Here is a 19,027-nt window from a genome sequence, read left to right as displayed (position 1 = left end):
TCTGATCATGGGTTATCCACAGGGCGGGTGTCAACCTGGTCCGCTTCCCCCCGGGCGGGCCAGGTTGACGGGTACGGGGGTCACACGTCGGCGAGCTTCCCGAGTACGCCCCTGACCTGCTGCGCGCGGTCTTGGCCGACACCGAGCTCCCGTTTGATCTGTCGGACGCCGGGGACGGTGCCGGCCAGGACGTCGCCGAGGAAGCGGGCGGTCGCCTGCTTGACGAGCTCGTCGGGGAGCGGCTCCGGGATGTACCCGGCGTCGGCGGCCGCGGTGTCGGGCTCCTCGGCGGCCTCGGCCTCGCCCGCGGGGAAGGCGCCGTCGCTGGCCCAGTCGTAGAGCGCCGTCGCCCCGCGCGGGGCGGGGACCAGGGCGTCGGGCTCGGCGGTGGGGCGGGCGGTGAGGCTGTGGGCGAGCGCGACGCGGTCGCGCTCGATCAGGCGCGCGGCCTGGCGGAAGACGGCGCGGTCGAGGCCGGCGACGTAGACGGCGAACATGCGGGCCTCGTCGGCGGTCATGGTGGTGATGAAGTCGGTACGGTGGTGGGGCACGGATCTCGCTCCCGGGTGTCGTCTGGTGGGTGGGGGTCCAGGGCCCCGCCTGGCGTTGCAGTCGCCTGGGCGGGGCCGTTCGCGTGTCTGGGCTACTTCTGGCCGAGGACGATGGCGCGCAGCTCCGCGTGCCTGGGGTCGGTGTCGTGGGTGGAGAAGAGCTCGACCCAGGCGCGGGCCTGCTCCTCGGTGCCGTAGTGGCGGACCTGGCGGAGGAAACGGCCGTCGCGGTCGAAGTGGTTGACGCGCTGGACGGCGACGCCGGGGCGGATGCGCTCGGCAGGGACGATCTGGGCGGCGGTGGCGGTGGCGGTCATGTCGTTCTCCCTGTTAAAAGTGGCTTTCTCTTTTCTGTTGAGACGACAGTAGCACGCCCCCTAGAAAATAGGAAGCCACTTATGCCAGGATTTTCGTATGAGTTCCCGACACGAGCTGACCACATCGACCTTCCGGCCTGAGCAGGCCGAACTCGATGACGCCCGCCCCCTCGTCCCGCCCGGTAAGACCATGGACGGCCTGCTCCGCGCGACCCTGCGCGCCCTGGCCGCCGACCCGCAGCGGCTCCTCGATGTCCTGGGCCCGCACTGGCCGGCCGAGAAGCGGCGCGGCCGCCCGCCGAAGCAGCCGGCCGCCGAGTAGATCAGCGCGCCGCGATGAACCGGGCGAGCCGCCCCCAGTCCGGGAGGGGCCAGCACGGGCGGCCGCCCCACCACGTCCCCACCTCCCGCAGCGGCGGCTCGCACGACCCGGACTCGCACACGATCGCCACCTGGTCGCCGGGCAGCACGCGGACGCGCCAGGTGTACGCCCCGCCGAGCGGCTCGTCCTCGGTGATGCCCTTGCACCACGGACAGATGACGGTGATGACCTGGCCGTCCGGCCGCAGGTGCAGGTGGTGATAGATGCTCTCCGCGATCCACCGGGCGGTCGAGGCGAGCTCCTCGGCCAAGCCCGCGCAGACGAAGTCGGCTTCAACGATGAGGCGGGCCGCGAAGTCGAGCACCTGCTGGACGTCCTCCAGGCCCTGCGGGGGCGCTGGGACTGGGCGCATGATGGCCTCGGCCACGCGGACAGCGCACCAGTACGCCCACTCGGCCAGCTCGTCCGCCGCCTGCGACACGTCGAGATGGAGCGGAGCCGGGTGCTCGCCGGGCATCACCAGGACGCGCTCGGCCCGCTCGACGCGGGCCAGCTCGTCGCGCCGGGCCCGATCCTCCCGGGTGAGGACTCGCGGATGCGAGGGGCGTGGTGTGCCGGGGAAGCGGGCCTCCAAGAAGTCGAGCCAGTACACGGCCGCCGAGGCGAAGTCGTCGGCGACTTCCGAGGGGAGGTGGCTCACGACGTGTCCTTTCGATCTTCCAAGTCGGTCGCCGCGGAGGGTGCCATAGATCGCGACTAACGTCTTCGAGCCTCGGCGGGGCGAGGATCCGGCGGTGGGACGCGTCTGCGGCGGCGGCGTGTCGTTCACTCGGGCAGGGTGGCGGCCGGGCCCGATTACTGTCTGCCTCCGACATGACCGGGCGGGCAGCGGCGGGTCATTGCGGGCCCCAGGCGCGTTGCTGCGGGGTGAGCCAGCCCGCGTTGGTGTCGCAGTGCGGGCAGGCGGTCCAGCCGCCGCGCACGATCAGCAGGAGGTTTCGTTCGCAGAGGCGGCAGTGGCCGGCGTCGGCGCCGGGGATAGCGCGCTCGACCATCGACCCGGCCGGGCGGCGGGGGTGTTCAGAACGGGGGCTCATCATCGACCTCTCTCTTTCGGCGGGTGCGGAGTAGCGCGGTCGTGGGCACCGGGCCGGGGCATTGGTGTCTCGGCAGGACGGGCCAATTTCTTTTCTTGATTCGCCATTGGTCTCGGAATGCGATTTCTTTCCTTGCTCCGATTCCGATCAGGTCGTACGTCCACCGCCCCGAAATTCGTGCCTGGAGTTCGGCGACGAGGTCGAGGGGGGTCGGGTCGAGGCGGGTGTCGATGCCGGCGACGGGGTTGTCGAGGGCGCGGATGGTGAGGGCGTGGCACTTTGGGCAGGGCTCGAAGCGGGCGGTGGTGGAGATCCGTTCGGGGATCCAGCGGGGGCGGGGCATCACTTCACCGTCCGGGGGAGCGATGACGCGTATGACGCATGACACGTTTTCTCCGGTTGAGTCCCCGTGTGCGTGTATGCGCGCGCGTAGCAGCGGATAGGACGTAAAAACGTGTCACACACGTCATGATCTTGGCGAAGATCATCAACGATGACGCGTCGCCCTCGCGTTCCTGCTGGTCTGACGAATGTGACGCGATCTCCCGGCATCCCGAAAGCTGTGACGCATCCGTGTGGGAACGCGTCACGAATGCGTCATCCAGGCCCCCACATGCGTCATGATCTTGGTCGGGTGTCACCATCCGGGCCCGCCCCACCGCTCACCCTGTGACGCATCCCCGCCCTCGGATGACGCATCCGCCGAGTCCGATGACGCATCCGTCAGCCGGATCCCGCGGTAGAACCGGGCCGACGCGGACCGCTCCGTTACGATCCCGAACCGGCGCTGGAGAGCCATGCCGAAGCCCTTCGCGGTCGCCGCCTGCTCGCCCTCGCCGCGGCACCACGCCTCGTACGCGGCGCGCAGCTCGGCCACCCTGACGACCATGTGCGGCGCGGCCGGGCTGCCGATTTCGCACATTTCCTCGACGAAACGCGCGATCGAATCCTGATCCTTGGCGTAGGCGTCGGTGGCGGTCTTCACGGATTCGGGTTCGGCGATTCCGTGGGCGAAATAGTCGGCCGCGCCTTGAATGGCCCACGCCAAAATGGACGGCCCTTCCTTATCCACCAATGTGTCTTCGAGGTGGGGGTCGCGGTCCTCGGGCGGGACGACGTGGAGGAAGGGGAGGAGCTTCAACCGGCGCCAGAGGGCGGGGCCGCCGGCGCGCACCTGCGGCTGGTGGTTGGCGAGTAGCCACAGCGTGTGCGTCGGCCGGAAGGTGAAGAAGTCGGCGCGCATGAACCGCGCGGAGATGGGGTCGCGGCCGGTCAGCATCTTGACCCGGGCCTCGGCGAACCGCTGCCCGTCCTCCAGTTCGGAGGTGACGACGAGCCGGGCCCCGGAGAGCTGAGCGAGTTCGGTGGGGTGGCCGTTGTGCTGGGTGGCGAGGAGGAGGTCGGAGCCCACGCTGAGGGCGTAGCCGTCGGCGCCGATCCCGAGGAGCCGCTGCATGACGCCGAGCAAGGTGGTCTTGCCGTTGGCGCCTTCGCCGAAGCAGAACGGGAGGAGCTGCTCCAGGACGGTGCCGACGAGGGAGACGCCGAGGAGCCGCTGCACGTAGGTGGTCATCGCCACGTCGTCGCCGAAGGTCTGGGCGAGGAAGCGCAGCCAGCGTTCGGGCGGTGTGGTGAAGTCGGGGCCGGTGGTGGCGGTGCGGGCGTGCAGCGCGCTGGGGTCGGGCTGCCGCATCTGGCCGGTGCGCAGGTTGACGACGCCGGAGGGGGTGTTGAGTTCGTACGGCTGGGCGTCCAGGTGGTCGAGGGGGACGACGATGCGGGGGTCGGTGCGGGCGACGACGAGCATCGCGTTCAGTCCGCGCGCGGACAGCGAGGTCTTGCGGTGGCGGCGCTGGTCGAGGTCGTCTTCGGGCAGGCCGCGTGCGATGCCGCGGGCGAGTTCTTGGGCGGTGCCTGCCTGGTCCCAGCGCCAGAGGTGGCCGTCCCAGGTGAGCCAGGAGGCGCGCTGGGGGCAGTAGCGGAGCGCGCCGTGATGCTGGTCGACGAGGCGGAGGGCGTTGCCGTCGTCGGTGAGGCTGTAGGTGTCCGGCTCGGTGACCTGCGCGGCCGGGGCCAAGTTACCCGGCTCCGTAAGCTGGGCGACCTGCGGGTTTTCGGTGGGCTGAGTGAAGCGGGCAGGCCGGGCCGGTTCGGGGGCGGGGCGGCCGTAACCGGCGGCGTGCAGCGCCTTCGCCGCCGCGCTGTGGTCGCCGCCGTGCTCGAGTACGGCGTACGCGCCGAGCTTCGTGTGCGGGACCTCGGGCTCGAATTCGGTGCTGGTGGTGAACACGTAGAGGCGGTCGCGGTCGTCGGCCCGGCCGGTGGTCGCGGAGATGCCCTGGTTCTTGCCGGGGCGGCGCCAGTAGCGGGTGCGGCCGAGCGTGTGGATGAGGGTCCAGCCGTGGGATCCGAGCAGGTCGGCCCAGTCGACGCGCTGCTCGTAGTCGTCGCCGGGGGAGACGCCGCCCTCGGGCCGGTTCTCGGCCTGGCCGGGCTGGGTGAAGGGGAGCGGCTCCTGCACGTCGGCCGGTTGTGGGCGTGTCTGGTCGAAGAGCCGGGCGATCTGGTGGATGGCGTCCCGCTCGGCGCACGTGATGGGGGCGATGCTGTACGGGCCCCCTGCGAGGAGCAGCCACGGCTTTCCACTCGGGTGTGTCGTGCCGTCGGAGGGGGCGACGACGACGAACCCGCCCTCGCCACGGGTTTCGATCAGGCCGCGGCGGAACACCTTGTCGGGATGCTCGGCCAGGACGGCGCGTTCTTCGTCGGTGAGTTCGCCATCGCGGGCTGGGCGCTCGGCCAGCTTCACGTTTCCGCGCGCGGGGCCGTCGGTCAGGCGGTAGAAGACGTGCAGGCCGCCGCTCGGGCTCTGTTCGAGGTAACCGCCGGTCATCCGCGTCCAGGCGTCGCCGAGGCCGGCCGCGCCGAGCAGCTCGACGAGCTGGCCGAGGATGCCCTCGGCGATCGCCCGGCCTTCCAGCTCGATCATCTCCACCTGACCGGAGATGGCGCCGGTGACGACACCGATCCCGGGGTGCCCGGCCGTGAACCATCCGCGCAGGTCGTCCTCGTTCATTCGTTCGCGCATGTAGCGCTTCCAGGAGCCGAGGGGGGATTTGCTGCCGTCGATCGCGGCCGGGATGACGGAGAGTCCGGCGGCGTGGAGGTTGAGAGCAGCAGCCAGGATGGTCACGCGGTGGCTCCGAGAAGTGCGGGGGCGAGGGTGAGGACGTAGGGCAGGCCGCACGGGGCGGTCCGGTACCAGCGCTGTTCGGGGCGGGTGATTGTGTGCCAGTGCATGCCGCCGCAGCGGGGGCAGTGGTCGACGACGAGCCACGGCCATAGGGAGGGGCGCGGCTTCTGGATGTCGCCCCACGGCGTGACGTACGCCGATGAGGAGTCGGAGGGGCGGACGAGCAGCCGGGCGGCCACGGTGGTGGTGGCGATGCACACGTGGACGGGTCCGCGGCGGCGCATGGTGCGCATGCAGACGGGGGCGCAGTAGCCGGGCCGCTCGGGGCAGGGCAGCGCGCGGCCGTGGCAGAGGAGGCAGGTTTCCGCGCAGGGTAACGGGGGCTCGGCCGCGGGCTCGTGTACGGATGGGATCCGGATCTTCAGGTCTGCGCCCATGGTGGCCCCTCCTGGTTGTGCCTGGTGATGCGGGAAGCCCGCCCCGGAACCCGGTGGGCTCGGGGCGGGCTGTGGTCGGCCCCGCCTGGCTTCCCCTCCAGGACGGGACCTGGTCCTCCCGGCCAGGGCCGCCGCGTCCGCGAGCACAACGGCAGCCCTGGGCCGGGAGGAGGTCAGGCGGTCGCGGCCTGCTGGCTCTGGAGCTGGGCGAGCAGCGCGGCGACGTCGGCGGGGAGGTTGTTCGGGTCGATCACCGGAGCGGCGGCCGCCGCTGCCGGAGCGGGCGCGGCCTGCGCGGGCACCGGCGCCGGGGCGGCCGGGGCGCTCTGCGGCGCGGGAGCGGCCGCCTGGAACGGCTTCGGCAGGCTGTTCACGTACGCCGTCGCCACCGCCGCGTCCTGGTCGGAGAACGGGTTGAGGATGTACGGCGCGGACTGGCCGGGCTTCGCGACGCCCTGGCCGATCCGGGCGAGCACCGGCTGGCCGCCGACGGCGTCCCGCAGGGACGCGACGAGGGCGCGGGGGAACAGCAGCGCGTTGTTGAACACCTGGGGGCCGCCGGGGGCGTCGACGACGTGGATGTCGGCGCTGATCGCGTTGGACGCGCCGAAGGTGGTGGGGATGTTCTCGCGGTAGTCCTTGGCGTAGATGACGACGAGGCGGCCGAGGTGCTCGGCGGCCTTGAAGGAGTCGCCGCCGCCGGTGGGCTGCTGGAACATGGTCTTTCTCTCTTTCTTTCGGGGTGTTACTTGTGGCCCGGGCAGCCGACCGCCAGGTCGGTGCTGCCGGGGAGGTAGAAGGGGCAGTACGTGCAGTGCGCGTCTGCCGTGGGGAACAGGGCCCACGCGCCCGGGTTGGCCTCCGGGTCCGCGTGGAGGACCAGGTCTCGGATCGTGTCGAGGCGCTTGATGGCGTCGATCGCGACGCGATAGTCGTACGGCTCGGTCCACACGTGCAGGCCGCTGATCTGGCCGCCGCGGGGGAGGAACACGATCGCGACGTGCTCGACGCGTTCGCCAGCGAGCTGCTGGCCGAGCCCGTAGAGGTGGGCCTGCTTGCGGTACTGGTCGCCGGGCCCGTTGGCGCGGTACTTCTTGAGCTGGTCGAGGCCGACGACCTTCCAGTCGATGACGGCACCGTGGTCGCGGTCGAACAGGTCGGAGTGGCCGCGCAGGGCCGGGGTGATCTGGAGGGTGCGCTCGATGAGGTACCGCTCGCGGCCGAGCCGCCGGTTCTCGGCCCGGTAGGTGGTGTCCATCCAGGCGTGTACGGCGGTGCCGATGATGGACGCCCACGGGTCGGTGTCGGCGTTGACCGTCGGCCAGTCGAGCAGCTTGTACGCCAACCGCCTCGTGCAGGGGATGCCGTACTCGGACGGGCCGAGCGCGACCTGCTGCGAGCGGGCGGCGCCCGAGGCGGCGCGCTTCACGGTGTCGATCACCTGGGTGGCGATCTGTCCGGCGAGGCCGTCGAGCGGGGGCGCGAACTGGCCGGCGGTCGGCTGCTGGAACGCGACGGTCACGGCTACTCGCCGAGGATCTTGAAGGGGCGGGACGCCTTCTTCGGCTTGTAGTACTTGGCGTAGATCTCGGGGTGGTCCTTGGCCAGGGCCTTGGCGTCGAGGCCGCCGCCGGGCTTGGACCACTTCCAGGTGATGACGTCCTCGCCGCCGATGGTGGCGCCGGGGGCGTCGCCGATGCGGGCCTCAAGCTGCTCGCGGACGCGCTTCTGCTTCTCGGTCAGGTCGGCGATCTGCTCGCCGAGGTTCTTGTACGCGGTGTAGAGCTGCGCGCCGACGTGGTCGAGCTCGACCGGCTTGGCCGGGCAGACCTGGTGGCGGAAGATCTGGACGCCGCCGAGGAGCCCGGCGGGGATCATCGCGCCGTTTTCGCTGCCGCAGTTGACGCAGGCGCGGCCGTCGCGCTGGGCGTCGGTCAGGGTGACCGGGCCGCCTGCGGCGATGGTCACGGGGGAAGGGGTGCCCATCTGTTCTCTCTTCTTTCTTCATTCATCACAGGGGGCGCATTAGTGACTGACTGCCGCTTCTCAGACTGACCAGACTGACGCGCCCGCCTCGGTCTGAGAAGAACTTTAAGACAGATGGAGACAGATAGCAACAGCTATCTGTCTCCATCTGTCCTTAGTTCACTTGACCGTGAGCGTGAGCCCCTCCCCGACCTCGACCTCAGTCACGTCGAACACGACCGCCGTACGGGCAATCGACGCCGCGTGCTCCGGCCGGAACCCCGCCGCCACCAGACGCGCCATCAGCCGGGCGACGGCCACCTCGGCGGCCGGCCACTCCCGATCGTGTCCAGTGCCGCCGTCGTGCTTGGGAAGCAGGAAGCCGCGGACGCACCAGTGATTGAGCTGGCGGAAGGTGACTCCCGCGAGCTTCGCGACGCGCTGTGTGCCGACGGCCGGGCGAGGTCTCAACGCGGCGCCCGGTCGGCGGCCACGTTCGCCGCTTGCAGCGTGGCGAGGCTTCTCGTCGGCCACCACTGCTCGTGAAGGTCCTGACGACACAAAGCGCACAGGTCGCCGTGTGAGCTGCCGCCGTCGCACTCCCTGCACGTGGCCGGGGGTTGACGGTCCGGGGTGCCCTTGCAGGTGGCGACGGTGATGCAAGCCGGGCACAGGCCGGGAGGCAGGTTTTCAGTGCGGCCCGCCATGAGCAGCTCGGTGACGTCGGTCAGGGACCCGTCAGGGACGACGGCCATGCGCTCGCACGCGGCGAGGGCGAGCACGCCGGGTTCCGGGGAGAGCCCGAACAGACAGGGGATGAGGTGTCGGCATTTGGGATCGGCGTCGGCGTACGGGCTGTAGGGGTTCGGAGTGATCTCAGGCATGGTCGACCTCCACACGGCTGCCCGGCTCCCCGAGCAGCATCGAAACGAAATCCCCGACCCCGGCGCACGTCGACCAGGTGGACACGGTGACCCGGTCGCCGTCGCGTGTCGTGACGGTGATCTGCGCCGAACGGCGCGGGAGAGCGGGGGCGGGTGTGGGGAGGCCCCCGCCGGACGTGCCGGCGAGGGCCTCGGTGCTCGTGCTCGTCATGACGCGGGCGTGCCCCGCATCACCGTGATCCCGAGCTCCTCCTGAATCCGCGCGACGACGGTCTTCACGGCGTCCTTCGCGACGTCGTCGGCGTTATCGAGCAGGTACCCCATGAGCAGGCCGCCGCCCTGAATCCGGTAGCGGAACCGCGCGGTCACGACGTACGGCTCGCTGTCCTCGAACGGCGCGATACCCAGCTCCAGCACGGACGGGACGGTGAGCTGGCCCTTGGCCCCGGCACCGGCCTCCGTCTCCTCGACGTACGACAGGCGCCGGTCGCCGTTCGCGAGGATGGCCGACGACTGGAAGGTGACCTTCTGGATGGCCTGGAACTGCTGGACCAGCTCCAGCATGTCGGCGGCCGAGGGCGTGCGGATGTCGGCGCGGTTGTCGTCGATGAAGTCGGCGAACTCGGCCTGCCGGATCAGCTTCCGATCGTTGGCGGTCCAGCGCTTCCACGCGTCGGTCTTCGCGAGGGTGAGCACGAGGCGGTGGTCACCCCACCGGGCCCCGCAGTCGAGGATGTCGCCGTCGATCTCCACCGTCGACATGTGCGCATTCAGCACCGCGGTGACCGTCCCGGCCTCGACGTTTACGAACGTCTCGGAGAACTGATCGGCGTGCTTGCGGTAGTAGGCCACGAACGACGCGATGTCCTCGACGCGGACCGTGCCGGTCTTCCGCCGCGGCGCCTCCAGATTCCGGTCGAGCAGGTCGATCTGCGTCACGTGCCCGTTGTGCTTGAAGGCGTAGAAGCCGCCGGGCTCCAGGCGCTCGGAGAGCTGGGCGTCGGTGAGGGCGTCGATGAGGGCGTCGTTCTCCGTACGGCGCTCAGTGGGGAGGGTCACTTGGCGATCTCCTTCGGGGAGGGGGAGTCGATGTCGACCCGGCGCAGGCCGGGCAACGCGATCTGGTTGGGGTCGTCGCGGACGAGGTTGTTGTCGCGGTCGGCGAAGAACACGGCCTCCGCGGGCTGGCCCTTCGGCGGGGAGATGGACGCCTGGGCGGCGACGACGAGCGCCGTGCTGTCGCCCTTCATCGGCGACACCTCGACCTTCAAGGTGAAGGTGCCCTTCTTGCCGTTCACGACGACGGCGCGGACCAGGTCCTGAAGCAGGATCGCGGCCTCGTCGATGACCTCGCCGCGCTTCAGGTCGCGCAGGATGTCGGCGAACGGACGAACCCGGCCGGGCTCGGTCTCGGTGGTTGCAGCGGTCACGCTGGGATCTCTTTCTCTTCGAGGAGGAAACGGGAGGTCTTGGTGAGCCACTCCTCGGCGCGCCGCTGGGTCGGCACGCTCCCGGAGCCCTCCCGGAGCCCGTCGAGACGGGACAGCGGTAGGTGCATCTGGAGGGCGACCCGCGGCCAGGTCAGGCCGAGCAGCTTGCGGCGCTCCTGGAGCCGCGCGTGCAGCTCCCGCGCGGCGTCCGCGCCCATCGACGGCGCCTTGCCGCCGCGGATCTCGGTCGGGTCGTAGACGTGGCCGTTCGGCCCGATCAGCCATCCACGCTGACGGGCGACGAGACGGCGGATCGCGGCGGCGGGCCATCCGGTCGCCCGCTCGACGGCGGGGATCGGGCGGCCGGCCTTGAGGAGGACGAGAACGTGGTCGGGCGGGGGCAGGCTCATCCCGCCGCCTCGGGCCACGCCACCTTGGCGAGCGCGTCGCGCTGCGCCTTCGGCAGTTCGATCACCGGGTGGCCGAGCTGGTCGAGGCCCATGGCGCGGAGCCACCAGGCGTCGCACTGGTTGTCGTCGGCGAACTCCCGGCCGTCCCGTTTGAACGCCGCGACGGCCATCGCGGTCTTGTCCGCGTTCCCGGCCCCTGTGGCGTACTTCTTCAGCGTGGCCGGGGGCACGAGGGCATACGGCACGCGCGCGGAGGCGAGCAGCTCCCGGACGACGCCGTGAACCATGCCGGTGATCCCGGCGGACTTCGCGTGCGTCGGGAGGTCCTCGATGACGACGAGCGCGGCCGGGACTGCGGTCGGCGACTCCATGAGTTCGGGTCCGCCGACCGCGACGGCGATCGCACCGCGGATGTCGGTGAGTCGCCTGTCCCGCTCGGAGAGCCGGGTCTTGATCGTGCCGACGGAGCCATCGGAGAAGGCAACGCCGGTGGCGGTGAGGGAGAGGTCGAGGCCGACTACACGCGGGCGGATCAACGGTGGTCCTTTCCGGCGGCCGCGCGCCAGGCGCGCAGGTCGCGGTCGTCGTCGTAGCCGCCCGCGGCGACCGGGCTGAGGAGCGCGGTGGCGGCGGCGAGGGCGAGCGTCGCGTGCACCTGCGCCGCGGCGAGGACCTCGGCGGTCCCCTCCTCGATCAGTAGAGCGCCGTCCTGGGTCTTGCAGCCCACGAGGAGCCGCTCGGCCTCGCGGTAGTGCTCCGGGCCCGTCATCGCGCCCACCTCGGGACCTCGACCAACAGTCCATCCCCGTCCTCGTCGACGTCGTCGACCGGCCGGTCCGGGGCCGAGGCGGCGAGCCACCGCGCCAACGGGAAGGCGACGCACACGCCGACGAGCACAACGGCGCCCGCGAGCGCACGCCAGGCGGAGTCAGGGACCAGCCCGGCCAGGATCCGTACGGTCTCGGACGTCTCCGCGAGGGCGGCCAGGGTGGTGGTGTAGGCGCCCACGCCGGCCGCGGCAGTGGCGGCGGTGCGGTGGGCGGGAAGGTGGCGGCGGTGGGCGGCCACCGCCAGCGCCGAAGCGCCGACGGTGGCCGCGGTCGCCACGAAGGCGAGGATCATCAGGAGTCGTCCTCCATCGCGAAGGTGTGGACGGCGCCGGGCACCTGGGCGGCGTGCGCGGCCGACGCGCGGACGGCCTCGGCGGTGCCGAACGTCTCGCCGTCCGGGGTGCCGATCTGGTTGCGCAGCACCTGGCGCAACTCGGCGACGAGGGACGGGGGGATCCGCCACGTCTGCAGCAGGCTGGAGCCGTCCTCGTACATCTCGGCGAGGGACACCATCCCGTGGATGGCTGGGTTGTCGCTCACGCCTGGCCCCCGGTCACGGTGCCGTTCCAGGAGCGGCCGTTGCCGTCGTTGTGCTTACCCTCGTGCCCGACCTCGCGGACGCACACGTCCGCCTTGTCGGGGCCGGTGTTGTCCTGGCACAGCGTGTTGTGCGCGGCCTGGAACCCCTGGAAGTGCGCCTCCTGCCGCGACGTCCACGCGGCGCGGCCGTCCTCCTGGCCGGTCGGGTAGACGCGCGTGTCTCCGGCCGTGGGGGCGGACGGCGGGTAGGGGTTGCCGGTGAAGAGGGGGCCGGCCGCGTTGGACTGGGCGTAGGTGAGCAGCGCCCGCCATCCGGCCGCCACCTCCTCCGCGCGCTTGACCTGTTCGCGCAGGTATTCGGTGTGCTCGGTGGTGAACATCAGGACTCCGAAGAGGTGGGGGAGAGGGCGGTGAAGTCGATCTCGCGCTGCACGAAACGGGCGTTGTTCGGGAACCGGTGCCGCCACTTGGGCGGGACGGTGCCCTGATGCCACAAGTCGGTCGTGGTGACCTTCCGGCCGTCGAAGAACTCGATGTCGACGCGGCGGCCTCCGAACCCCTGGAAGCTGCCCTTGCCATCGCCGATGAGGTAGTGGACGTTGTCGACGACGACCCGCTTGGTGAGGTCGTCCTGGTCGCGGCGTCCGCCAGGGCCCCAGCGGCCGTCGTGGTCGTCGCGGGACTCCTCGACGGTCAGGGTCAGGGTGTAGACCTTTGACGAGCCGTCGGGCTGCTCAATCTCGTAGGTCGCGTGCACGCTGCTGCTCGCGCCGTCCTGGGTGAACTTGCCGATGCTGCGCGCGGTGTTGCCCGTCTCCTTGGGCAGCTTGTCGACGATGGCGAGCACGCCTGCCCAGAGGGCGGACTTGATGCTCGGTTCCTTGCGCTCGCTCATACGGACCTCTTCACAAGCTCGACCGGCAGCTCGGCGCGGCGGTGGACGGGGAACTCCTGGCCGGACTCCACGTCACGGACCAGGGCGACGAGCGCGCGGCAGGCCCCGTTCGTGCACGGGGTCGGCGCGGTCACGACCTCGACGATCTGCGGCTTCACGAGCCGGGTCGGGATCGCCGGCGGGATCGACACCACCTGGCCGACGGTCAGCTCGCCGAACGTGATCTGGGGGATAGGGTTGGACATTGCCTCGCTCCATTTCTCTGGATGGGTGCGGGGACACAGGGCTTCCACGTCGTCGCATGGCGTGGGAGCCCTTCGGCTATGAGGGGGAGTTGCGCGCCCGCGCGAGGCGGGCTTCCTTCCGCGCCTGCCGCGCCTTGGCGGCCTTGAGCGACATGGCCCGCATGTGCGCCCGGTACGCGGACGCCGCGGCCTTCGGGATGTCCTCCTCACGGACGATCCCGGTCTCACGGATCTTCTTCTCCCAGTACTCGATCCGCATCGGGGACGCCCGCCGGGCCGCCTCCGTCCGCTCGCTGCGGTTCGGCGTGCGAGCCCAGGAGATATCGACGGCGATCCTCCGCTGCGCGGAAATCTCGGCGGGGACGCTGCTCATCGGCCGGCCACCACCGTGGCGGGCTGCTCGTCGGCCAGGAGCTCCGCGCGCTCAACGTCGAGCGCCCGGTAGATCGCGCCGAACAGCTTCATGGACGGCTGCTTGTGGCCGAGTTCGATGTTGCGGAGGTGGTCGGGGTGGCAGGACACGGCGTCGGCGAGTTCGTCGGCGCTCATCTCTCGCGCCTCGCGAACGCTGCGGATCTTGCGTCCGTCCACCTTGGTGAGTTGTGCCATGACGCAACGCTAGGACAGATGGAGACAGACAGCAACCCTATCTGTCCGATTGGAGACAGTTGCCTGTCCGTGTCTGCCTCGGTTTGCCGTTGACTGCCTGCGAAATTGGAGTCAGCGTGTCGGGCAAAGCGTGTGTGATCTGCCGCTATCATTCGTCGTCTGCCTAGACCTGTCCCCATCTGTCGTGTAGGAATAGGTCGTGCGAGGGCAGACAGAAACCGACATGACCGCCCGGCAGCGACTCGCCCACCTCATGGACCAGCGCCGCACCCGCCTGGGCCTCCAGTGGAACGCCGTCGCCAAACGAGCCGGACTCACCAAAGAGGGTCTACGAACCGTGCGGTTCGAGACCCGCCCAATGCGGCCACTCACCAAGAGCGGCATAGAACGCGCACTCTTATGGCCGCCAGGCGCGATCGACGACATCCTCGGCAGCGACAACCAAGATGCGCTCTACCAATCGTTCGTAGACGCGCCAACGACCGCGCCGCTGACCGGCGGGGACATCGGCCTCGACGCAGTGATTCAACTGCCCGGCGGAGAACGCGTCATCGTCCAGGCCAAGCACTTCGAGCACGGCGGCACAGCCGATGCCCTGACCAGGGCCCTCGAGGAGTTCGCCAAGGAGCGCGGCGGCAAGATCGTCTTCGAGGCCGGCGCACATGATGCGGTCGTCCGGGAGATCGTGGAAGACCCCGATCTCCCGGAGGACCTGAGACAGCAGTTCCTGGAGGGGTACCGCAGCCTCCGACAAGAAGTCGCCGAGGCGATGCGGCGCCGAGACGGTTAGTTGTAGTTCCTGGCCTTCTGGTCGAGGAGTTCGGCTTCACGCTGATTCGCGGCGTCGACGAGGCCGGCGACGATGCCCCTGGCTCCAATGGTGTAGCCGCGGTCGAAGTTGAGGACCTGACCCTTCATCGCGCCAGCGAACGAGGCGGCGATCGCCCAGAAGCTGACGACGAGGGCGCCCATCAGGATCGTGATATGCAGCCGCATGGACCCGATATCGGTCAGCGCGGTGACGGCGCTGACCCCCCAGAGGGTGGCGGCGACGAGGATCACGTACTTGAGGGGCGGCTTGAGCATGAGCGTCCTGTTCCGTGAGTCGTCCCCCGACTTGACTCACTACACCGTGTTTGCAGGCGACGGTCTGGACACTCTAGGTCGCGGCTGGGCGCGGTGGAAGGGGGATCTGGCGCGATCCAATCGGGCATAGGCCCCAAGAGGCACAGTAGGCACCCAATGATTCACAGACGGTAGCGGAGAGCGCATCGGGTCGGATAGATATGCCCGAATTGCCCAAGAAGTCGCACACGTTTTCGGGGTACGGAACCCTAACTACGGCGGATAGGTCCATACCAAGCGCCCCAAGCTGCCAGACTGGAACCCCAATCTGGGCCCCGACCCTGCACCACCAGGGTCGCGACCGAGACTGGGATGGCCGCACGGCCGGGCCGCCGTCGCCTGCAACGCTGGGCACCCGGCCGTGCGGGGCCTACACCCCCTGCGAGGAGACGACTCACCGCATGGTAGCCATCACCATGCCGAGCACGTCAGATAGATCCCAGCCAACTCCTACTCCGGCCAGGATTCCTCTGGAGCCACGAAGCTCCCACGTCCCTGGATCGTGACGACCCAGCCCTGATCGCGTAGTAGCGCCATCGCCCGCCGCACGGTGACGCGCGATACCCCATGCTCCGCCTGGAGGGCGCTCTCCGACGGTACGGGCTCGCGCGGACGCAGGGCGCCCGAGCGGATCTCTGCCTCGACCACGGCGGCGAGCTGCTCAGGTAAGGGGAGTCGGGTCGAGCCGGTCGAGGGGCATGCGATCACATTAGGGCGCTCCTAAACCGGTCACAACGGCCATCCGTATCATACAGGCTAGACGTATGATACGAGTAGAACGTATCTTGGCTTCACCGTCTGGCCGCTCTGTAGGAGGACGCAGTGCCGGTGACGAGCCAAAACACGCCACTCGGCGCGCTGGTCTGCCAGGCAAGGCCCCTGGTCCGAGGGGGCGACGCGTGACCGTGCATCCCATCCGCCGAGCCTCCGCGCCGGCCGATTCAGCCCTCACACTCGGCATCGTCGATGAAGGCGAGGACTGCCCGGGGGTAGCGCCTCACCCCGCCATCCCACTGGTCGGCCGTCACGAGTTCCGGTGGATCACGGAAAGCCTCGGGCCGGGCCGTGTCGTCGAGCACACCTGCGGCTGTGCCATGACCAGCTACGAACTGATCTCCCACGCCGGGGTCTACCAGATCTGCCGCCGCACCCTGCCGCGTGCTGGTGTACCAGCCTTGTCGTGGACCGCCGAGCGATGGCGTCGGAGTGACGCCTACGAATGGTGGCACCGGTTGCTGTCGGGACGAGCACGCTGATCTCACCGATCGTCCAGTGGGCGGGGCGCGCAGGCCCGTCGCGCTGGATCGGGCGGCCCCGCTGCTTCGCATGGGGGCGAAGCGCGCGTAGTGGGGCCGCCCTTCAACTGCTTCTGATGCTCGATGGCGCGGGGATGCGAGTGGTGTCGCACCCCCGCGCCTGACCGCAGTCTACGGAGGCCGCTTCACCCCGCTCTATGCCGAGGCATAGGTGCGCGTGCGTACGGCCGCCTGAGGGCCCTTACGGCTGATCACCTACGCTCCGGATCATGATCGAGTGGCGTGACGACCTCCCGCGATGGCGGCAGATCGCAACCGTGATCCAGCGGAGGATCACGTCCGGTGAATACCCGCCCGGCCGGCTCATTTCCGAGAACGGCCTGATGCAGGAATTCGGCGTCGCGCGCAATACCGCTCGCAAGACAATCGTCTGGCTGCGCGAGGAGAAGGCGCTCATCTATACGCGGCCGAACCTCGGATCGTTCGTGGGCCCCGAACCCGAGGACGACGGCGAGGAATAGAGGGCATGAAGAAACCCCCGTGCGGAGGGCCCGCAACGGGGGTGACGTGGGGTTTCAGTCCTTGATCAGACCGCCGGAGATAAACCATCTGATTCGGCTTGAATACTGGTGGCTGCGAATCTCGGCGAAATGCGGTTTCTACACAGGTAAATGTGGTCTAATCCGTAGTCAGATGCTCTATCCATTGAGCTACGGCCGCTCGCTGACGTCAGTAAGCATAGCGGGTTCTGGCGCGTGCTCCGAACCGGAATTGCGGCGCGTCGTCTCCGGGCCGCCCCCGCGTGCCCTCCGTCCTCAGGGCCGGGCCGTACGGGGCGGGGTTTCCGGGCTGGTCAGCGGGGTGGGCGGGGGATCGGGTACGCCGATGCCCGCACCGGAAAACAGGTACGGGCAGGTGAAGCGCGAAGGCGGGCGTGAGGCTGGGACGGGAGATCAGGAGTCCTCGGCCGGGACGTAGAGGGAGAGCGACTCGGCGACGCAGGAGGGCCGGTCCGAGCCTTCGACCTCGATCGTGACCCGAATGATGGAGAGGGTGCCGGACGGCGTGCCCTTCACGTCGAGGATCTCGGCGCCGGCGCGGACGCGCGCGCCCACGGGGACCGGGCGCGGGAAGCGGACCTTGTTCAGCCCGTAGTTGATGGCCATGCGCAGGCCCTCGACCCGGTAGAGCTCCTGCATCAGGGACGGGAGCAGCGACAGGGAGAGGTACCCGTGGGCGATGGTGCCGCCGAAGGGGCCCTCCTTCGCCCGATCGACGTCCACGTGGATCCACTGGTGGTCGTCGGTGGCGTCGGCGAACAGGTTGACCTGCTCCTGGGTGATCTGGCGCCATGCGGTGTGCCCGAGGTGTTCGCCCTTGGCGGCCTTCAGCTCGGCGAGACTGGTGAAGATTCGCATAAGCCAGCACTTTACGGTTGCCGCTCGAGGCGGCCGAAGGCGCCGGGTCTCGCGGTCACATGGACCATCTGGCGGGCGGGCTCGGCGGCGGCGCTGATCTCGCGTGCCGCGCGGGTGGGGTGGTCTCGGCGCGGTGAACGCGACCGGTCGCGCGGGTGAGGGGCTCCCCCGCGGGAGGGAGGCGGGATATCGCCTGCGTCGGCGATCCCTCGGCCCGGCCCGGTCGACAGGATCTGAGACATCACCCGGAATCCCTCTCACCTGGAGATGTACGACATGAAGCGCACCCGCATCGCCGCCGCCGGACTCGCCCTCGCCGCCCTGGTCTCGACGGTGAGCGCCCCGGCGTTCGCGGGCACCGGCGTCGTGACGGCGCATTCGGCCACGGCCCCGGGCGAGGTGCCGCCGATCAACGAGGCGGCCCTGAAGCGGAGCATCGCCGGCCTGCCCGCTCCCGACGCCACCGCCGCCGAGGTGCGGGTGGGCGGCTCGAAGGGCTCCTGGCACGGCGTCTCCGGGGTGACCGATCTGCGTACGAAGCGGCCGGCCAAGGAGGGGGCCAGGTTCCGCGCGGGCAGCGTCACCAAGATCTTCACCGTCGCGGTCGTGTTGCAGCTCGTCGCCGAGGGCAAGGTCTCGCTCGACGGCACGGTACAGGAGTATCTGCCCGGCCTGCTGCCCGCCGGCTATCCGGCCATCAAGGTCGGACAGCTTCTCAACCACACCAGTGGGCTCCCCTCGCCGGTGTTCGACGGAGGCTTCGAGCGGGTCTACGCCACCAGGTTCGACAAGTGGACCCCGCGGGAGTACGTGGCCAGGGCCGTGGAGAACCCGATCGAGTTCACGCCGGGCACCCGGCAGCACTACCTCAACACCAACACGTTCGTGGCGGGCCTGCTGATCGAGAAGATCACCGGCCGGTCCTACGAGCACGAGGTCACGACCCGCATCCTCAAGCCCGTCGGGATGCGCGAGAGCTATCTGCCCGGCGCGTCCATCCGCATCAGGGGGCGGCACAACCAGGGCTACCAGGTGGTTCCGAAGGGGTTCCCCGACTCGATCAAGTACGGCGACCAGTACGTCGTGGACATGACCGAGACCAGCGTCACCTCGACCTGGGCGTCCGGCGATCTGATCTCGACCACCGCGGACCTGGAGAGGTTCATCACCGCGCTGTTCAGGGGCGAGGTCGTCCCGGCCGCCCAGCTCACGCCCATGTTCACGGTGCCGCGGGTCGCGATGTACGGGAGCGACGAGCCCGCGCACTACACCTCCGGCCTCACCAGGATCGAGCTGCCGGGCGGCATCGTGGCCTTCGGCAAGACCGGTGCGAGGTACGGCAGCGCGGCCGGGGTCGGCGCCACCCGCGACCTGAGCCGTACGGTCGTCTACTCGATCAACTCCACGGACGCCAAGGCCTCGGGCCAGAACCAGCGCGGCCTCGGCATCGCGGCCGCGGCCTTCGCGGAATAGGGGCGGCGCCGCTCCGCCCCGGCCGCGCGT

Annotated in this window: 32 protein-coding genes; 5 read left to right on the top strand and 27 right to left on the bottom strand. The window is 69.9% G+C overall.

The window, feature by feature from the left end; translation table 11 throughout:
* Positions 1–80 precede the first annotated feature (80 nt).
* Both AWQ70_RS31895 and AWQ70_RS31890 read right to left on the bottom strand, forming a co-directional pair.
* Entirely contained in the window at positions 81–551 is a 471-nt protein-coding gene (locus AWQ70_RS31895) for a hypothetical protein (RefSeq protein WP_067184569.1), read from the bottom strand.
* Between the two features lie 92 nt (positions 552–643).
* Positions 644–868: a hypothetical protein gene (locus AWQ70_RS31890; RefSeq protein ID WP_067184568.1), complete on the bottom strand. Its 225-nt coding sequence runs from the start codon at positions 866–868 to the stop codon at positions 644–646.
* Positions 869–965: 97 nt separating this feature from the next.
* On the opposite strand from AWQ70_RS31890, the gene AWQ70_RS31885 reads away from it, so the two are divergent.
* The gene (locus tag AWQ70_RS31885) at positions 966–1,190 is read left to right on the top strand and encodes a hypothetical protein (RefSeq protein ID WP_067184566.1); all 225 of its coding nucleotides are present in this window, start codon (positions 966–968) and stop codon (positions 1,188–1,190) included.
* A 1-nt stretch (position 1,191) separates the two neighbouring features.
* On the opposite strand, the gene AWQ70_RS31880 is transcribed toward AWQ70_RS31885, so the two are convergent.
* The 22 genes from AWQ70_RS31880 to AWQ70_RS31780 all read right to left on the bottom strand — a co-directional run bounded on the left by AWQ70_RS31880 (position 1,192) and on the right by AWQ70_RS31780 (position 13,725).
* Positions 1,192–1,890, bottom strand: a complete 699-nt coding sequence (locus AWQ70_RS31880; protein ID WP_067184563.1) for a hypothetical protein — start codon at positions 1,888–1,890, stop codon at positions 1,192–1,194.
* Between the two features lie 196 nt (positions 1,891–2,086).
* On the bottom strand, positions 2,087–2,290 hold the full coding sequence (locus tag AWQ70_RS39460; RefSeq protein ID WP_169808777.1) for a hypothetical protein: 204 nt from the start codon (positions 2,288–2,290) through the stop codon (positions 2,087–2,089).
* Between the two features lie 634 nt (positions 2,291–2,924).
* Positions 2,925–5,480 (bottom strand): phage/plasmid primase, P4 family, encoded by a 2,556-nt coding sequence (locus AWQ70_RS31875; RefSeq protein ID WP_067184561.1) that lies wholly within the window; start codon positions 5,478–5,480, stop codon positions 2,925–2,927.
* Positions 5,477–5,917 (bottom strand): hypothetical protein, encoded by a 441-nt coding sequence (locus AWQ70_RS41665; RefSeq protein ID WP_067184558.1) that lies wholly within the window; start codon positions 5,915–5,917, stop codon positions 5,477–5,479. The genes AWQ70_RS31875 and AWQ70_RS41665 overlap by 4 nt, the downstream gene beginning before the upstream one ends.
* Positions 5,918–6,090: 173 nt before the next feature.
* Positions 6,091–6,636 carry a hypothetical protein gene (locus AWQ70_RS31865; protein WP_067184555.1) on the bottom strand — a complete coding sequence of 182 codons (546 nt, stop codon included), beginning with the start codon at positions 6,634–6,636 and terminating at the stop codon, positions 6,091–6,093.
* A 26-nt stretch (positions 6,637–6,662) separates the two neighbouring features.
* The gene (locus AWQ70_RS31860) at positions 6,663–7,439 is read right to left on the bottom strand and encodes a hypothetical protein (protein ID WP_084518039.1); all 777 of its coding nucleotides are present in this window, start codon (positions 7,437–7,439) and stop codon (positions 6,663–6,665) included.
* Positions 7,440–7,441: 2 nt separating this feature from the next.
* On the bottom strand, positions 7,442–7,903 hold the full coding sequence (locus AWQ70_RS31855) for a hypothetical protein (protein WP_157530696.1): 462 nt from the start codon (positions 7,901–7,903) through the stop codon (positions 7,442–7,444).
* A gap of 159 nt (positions 7,904–8,062) precedes the next feature.
* Positions 8,063–8,353, bottom strand: coding sequence for a MerR family transcriptional regulator (locus AWQ70_RS40050; protein WP_067184545.1), 291 nt, complete (start codon positions 8,351–8,353; stop codon positions 8,063–8,065).
* The gene (locus AWQ70_RS40045; RefSeq protein WP_067184543.1) at positions 8,350–8,766 is read right to left on the bottom strand and encodes a hypothetical protein; all 417 of its coding nucleotides are present in this window, start codon (positions 8,764–8,766) and stop codon (positions 8,350–8,352) included. The genes AWQ70_RS40050 and AWQ70_RS40045 overlap by 4 nt, the downstream gene beginning before the upstream one ends.
* A complete protein-coding gene (locus tag AWQ70_RS31840; protein ID WP_067184541.1) occupies positions 8,759–8,977 on the bottom strand; it encodes a hypothetical protein in 219 nt (72 codons plus the stop codon). Before AWQ70_RS31840 ends, AWQ70_RS40045 begins: the two co-directional genes overlap by 8 nt.
* Positions 8,974–9,825 (bottom strand): DUF2303 family protein, encoded by an 852-nt coding sequence (locus AWQ70_RS31835; protein ID WP_084518037.1) that lies wholly within the window; start codon positions 9,823–9,825, stop codon positions 8,974–8,976. Before AWQ70_RS31835 ends, AWQ70_RS31840 begins: the two co-directional genes overlap by 4 nt.
* Positions 9,822–10,196, bottom strand: coding sequence for a YfdP family phage-associated protein (locus tag AWQ70_RS31830; protein WP_067184537.1), 375 nt, complete (start codon positions 10,194–10,196; stop codon positions 9,822–9,824). The genes AWQ70_RS31835 and AWQ70_RS31830 overlap by 4 nt, the downstream gene beginning before the upstream one ends.
* Positions 10,193–10,606, bottom strand: coding sequence for a hypothetical protein (locus AWQ70_RS31825; protein ID WP_157530694.1), 414 nt, complete (start codon positions 10,604–10,606; stop codon positions 10,193–10,195). The genes AWQ70_RS31830 and AWQ70_RS31825 overlap by 4 nt, the downstream gene beginning before the upstream one ends.
* Positions 10,603–11,142, bottom strand: a complete 540-nt coding sequence (locus AWQ70_RS31820) for a RuvC family protein (protein WP_067184530.1) — start codon at positions 11,140–11,142, stop codon at positions 10,603–10,605. The genes AWQ70_RS31825 and AWQ70_RS31820 overlap by 4 nt, the downstream gene beginning before the upstream one ends.
* Positions 11,139–11,375: a hypothetical protein gene (locus tag AWQ70_RS31815; RefSeq protein WP_084518046.1), complete on the bottom strand. Its 237-nt coding sequence runs from the start codon at positions 11,373–11,375 to the stop codon at positions 11,139–11,141. Before AWQ70_RS31815 ends, AWQ70_RS31820 begins: the two co-directional genes overlap by 4 nt.
* Complete coding sequence (locus tag AWQ70_RS31810; protein ID WP_067184516.1) at positions 11,372–11,728, bottom strand: hypothetical protein; 357 nt, start codon at positions 11,726–11,728, stop codon at positions 11,372–11,374. Before AWQ70_RS31810 ends, AWQ70_RS31815 begins: the two co-directional genes overlap by 4 nt.
* Entirely contained in the window at positions 11,728–11,976 is a 249-nt protein-coding gene (locus tag AWQ70_RS31805) for a hypothetical protein (RefSeq protein ID WP_067184514.1), read from the bottom strand. Before AWQ70_RS31805 ends, AWQ70_RS31810 begins: the two co-directional genes overlap by 1 nt.
* On the bottom strand, positions 11,973–12,356 hold the full coding sequence (locus tag AWQ70_RS31800) for a hypothetical protein (protein WP_067184510.1): 384 nt from the start codon (positions 12,354–12,356) through the stop codon (positions 11,973–11,975). Before AWQ70_RS31800 ends, AWQ70_RS31805 begins: the two co-directional genes overlap by 4 nt.
* On the bottom strand, positions 12,356–12,871 hold the full coding sequence (locus tag AWQ70_RS31795) for a hypothetical protein (protein WP_067184506.1): 516 nt from the start codon (positions 12,869–12,871) through the stop codon (positions 12,356–12,358). Before AWQ70_RS31795 ends, AWQ70_RS31800 begins: the two co-directional genes overlap by 1 nt.
* Positions 12,868–13,116 carry a hypothetical protein gene (locus AWQ70_RS31790; RefSeq protein ID WP_067184502.1) on the bottom strand — a complete coding sequence of 83 codons (249 nt, stop codon included), beginning with the start codon at positions 13,114–13,116 and terminating at the stop codon, positions 12,868–12,870. The genes AWQ70_RS31795 and AWQ70_RS31790 overlap by 4 nt, the downstream gene beginning before the upstream one ends.
* A gap of 76 nt (positions 13,117–13,192) precedes the next feature.
* Positions 13,193–13,489, bottom strand: a complete 297-nt coding sequence (locus tag AWQ70_RS31785; RefSeq protein WP_067184499.1) for a hypothetical protein — start codon at positions 13,487–13,489, stop codon at positions 13,193–13,195.
* Positions 13,486–13,725 (bottom strand): helix-turn-helix domain-containing protein, encoded by a 240-nt coding sequence (locus AWQ70_RS31780; protein ID WP_067184495.1) that lies wholly within the window; start codon positions 13,723–13,725, stop codon positions 13,486–13,488. Before AWQ70_RS31780 ends, AWQ70_RS31785 begins: the two co-directional genes overlap by 4 nt.
* Positions 13,726–13,924: 199 nt before the next feature.
* On the opposite strand from AWQ70_RS31780, the gene AWQ70_RS31775 reads away from it, so the two are divergent.
* On the top strand, positions 13,925–14,515 hold the full coding sequence (locus AWQ70_RS31775) for a hypothetical protein (RefSeq protein WP_157530692.1): 591 nt from the start codon (positions 13,925–13,927) through the stop codon (positions 14,513–14,515).
* Here the strand turns inward: AWQ70_RS31775 and AWQ70_RS31770 are convergent.
* Entirely contained in the window at positions 14,512–14,811 is a 300-nt protein-coding gene (locus tag AWQ70_RS31770; protein WP_067184489.1) for a hypothetical protein, read from the bottom strand. The two genes, AWQ70_RS31775 and AWQ70_RS31770, sit on opposite strands and share 4 nt — an antisense overlap.
* Positions 14,812–15,300: 489 nt before the next feature.
* Complete coding sequence (locus tag AWQ70_RS38165; protein ID WP_245647241.1) at positions 15,301–15,498, bottom strand: GntR family transcriptional regulator; 198 nt, start codon at positions 15,496–15,498, stop codon at positions 15,301–15,303.
* Positions 15,499–15,749: 251 nt separating this feature from the next.
* Between AWQ70_RS38165 and AWQ70_RS39455 the strand changes: the two genes are divergently transcribed.
* Together AWQ70_RS39455 and AWQ70_RS31765 are read left to right on the top strand one after the other, a co-directional pair.
* Positions 15,750–16,106: a hypothetical protein gene (locus tag AWQ70_RS39455; RefSeq protein ID WP_157530690.1), complete on the top strand. Its 357-nt coding sequence runs from the start codon at positions 15,750–15,752 to the stop codon at positions 16,104–16,106.
* A gap of 269 nt (positions 16,107–16,375) precedes the next feature.
* Positions 16,376–16,627: a winged helix-turn-helix domain-containing protein gene (locus tag AWQ70_RS31765; RefSeq protein WP_067184485.1), complete on the top strand. Its 252-nt coding sequence runs from the start codon at positions 16,376–16,378 to the stop codon at positions 16,625–16,627.
* A 432-nt stretch (positions 16,628–17,059) separates the two neighbouring features.
* Here AWQ70_RS31765 and AWQ70_RS31760 read toward each other — a convergent pair whose 3' ends face one another.
* On the bottom strand, positions 17,060–17,524 hold the full coding sequence (locus AWQ70_RS31760) for a MaoC family dehydratase (RefSeq protein WP_067184483.1): 465 nt from the start codon (positions 17,522–17,524) through the stop codon (positions 17,060–17,062).
* Between the two features lie 276 nt (positions 17,525–17,800).
* Here AWQ70_RS31760 and AWQ70_RS31755 point away from each other — a divergent pair, with 276 nt between their 5' ends.
* Positions 17,801–18,997: a serine hydrolase domain-containing protein gene (locus tag AWQ70_RS31755; RefSeq protein WP_157530688.1), complete on the top strand. Its 1,197-nt coding sequence runs from the start codon at positions 17,801–17,803 to the stop codon at positions 18,995–18,997.
* The last annotated feature ends 30 nt before the right edge of the window (positions 18,998–19,027 follow it).

This window comes from Microtetraspora niveoalba, assembly GCF_001570405.1.
GTDB lineage: Bacteria > Actinomycetota > Actinomycetes > Streptosporangiales > Streptosporangiaceae > Microtetraspora > Microtetraspora niveoalba.
The sequence above is the reverse complement of the archived record's forward strand: the minus strand, read 5'-3'. Positions and strand labels throughout refer to the sequence as shown.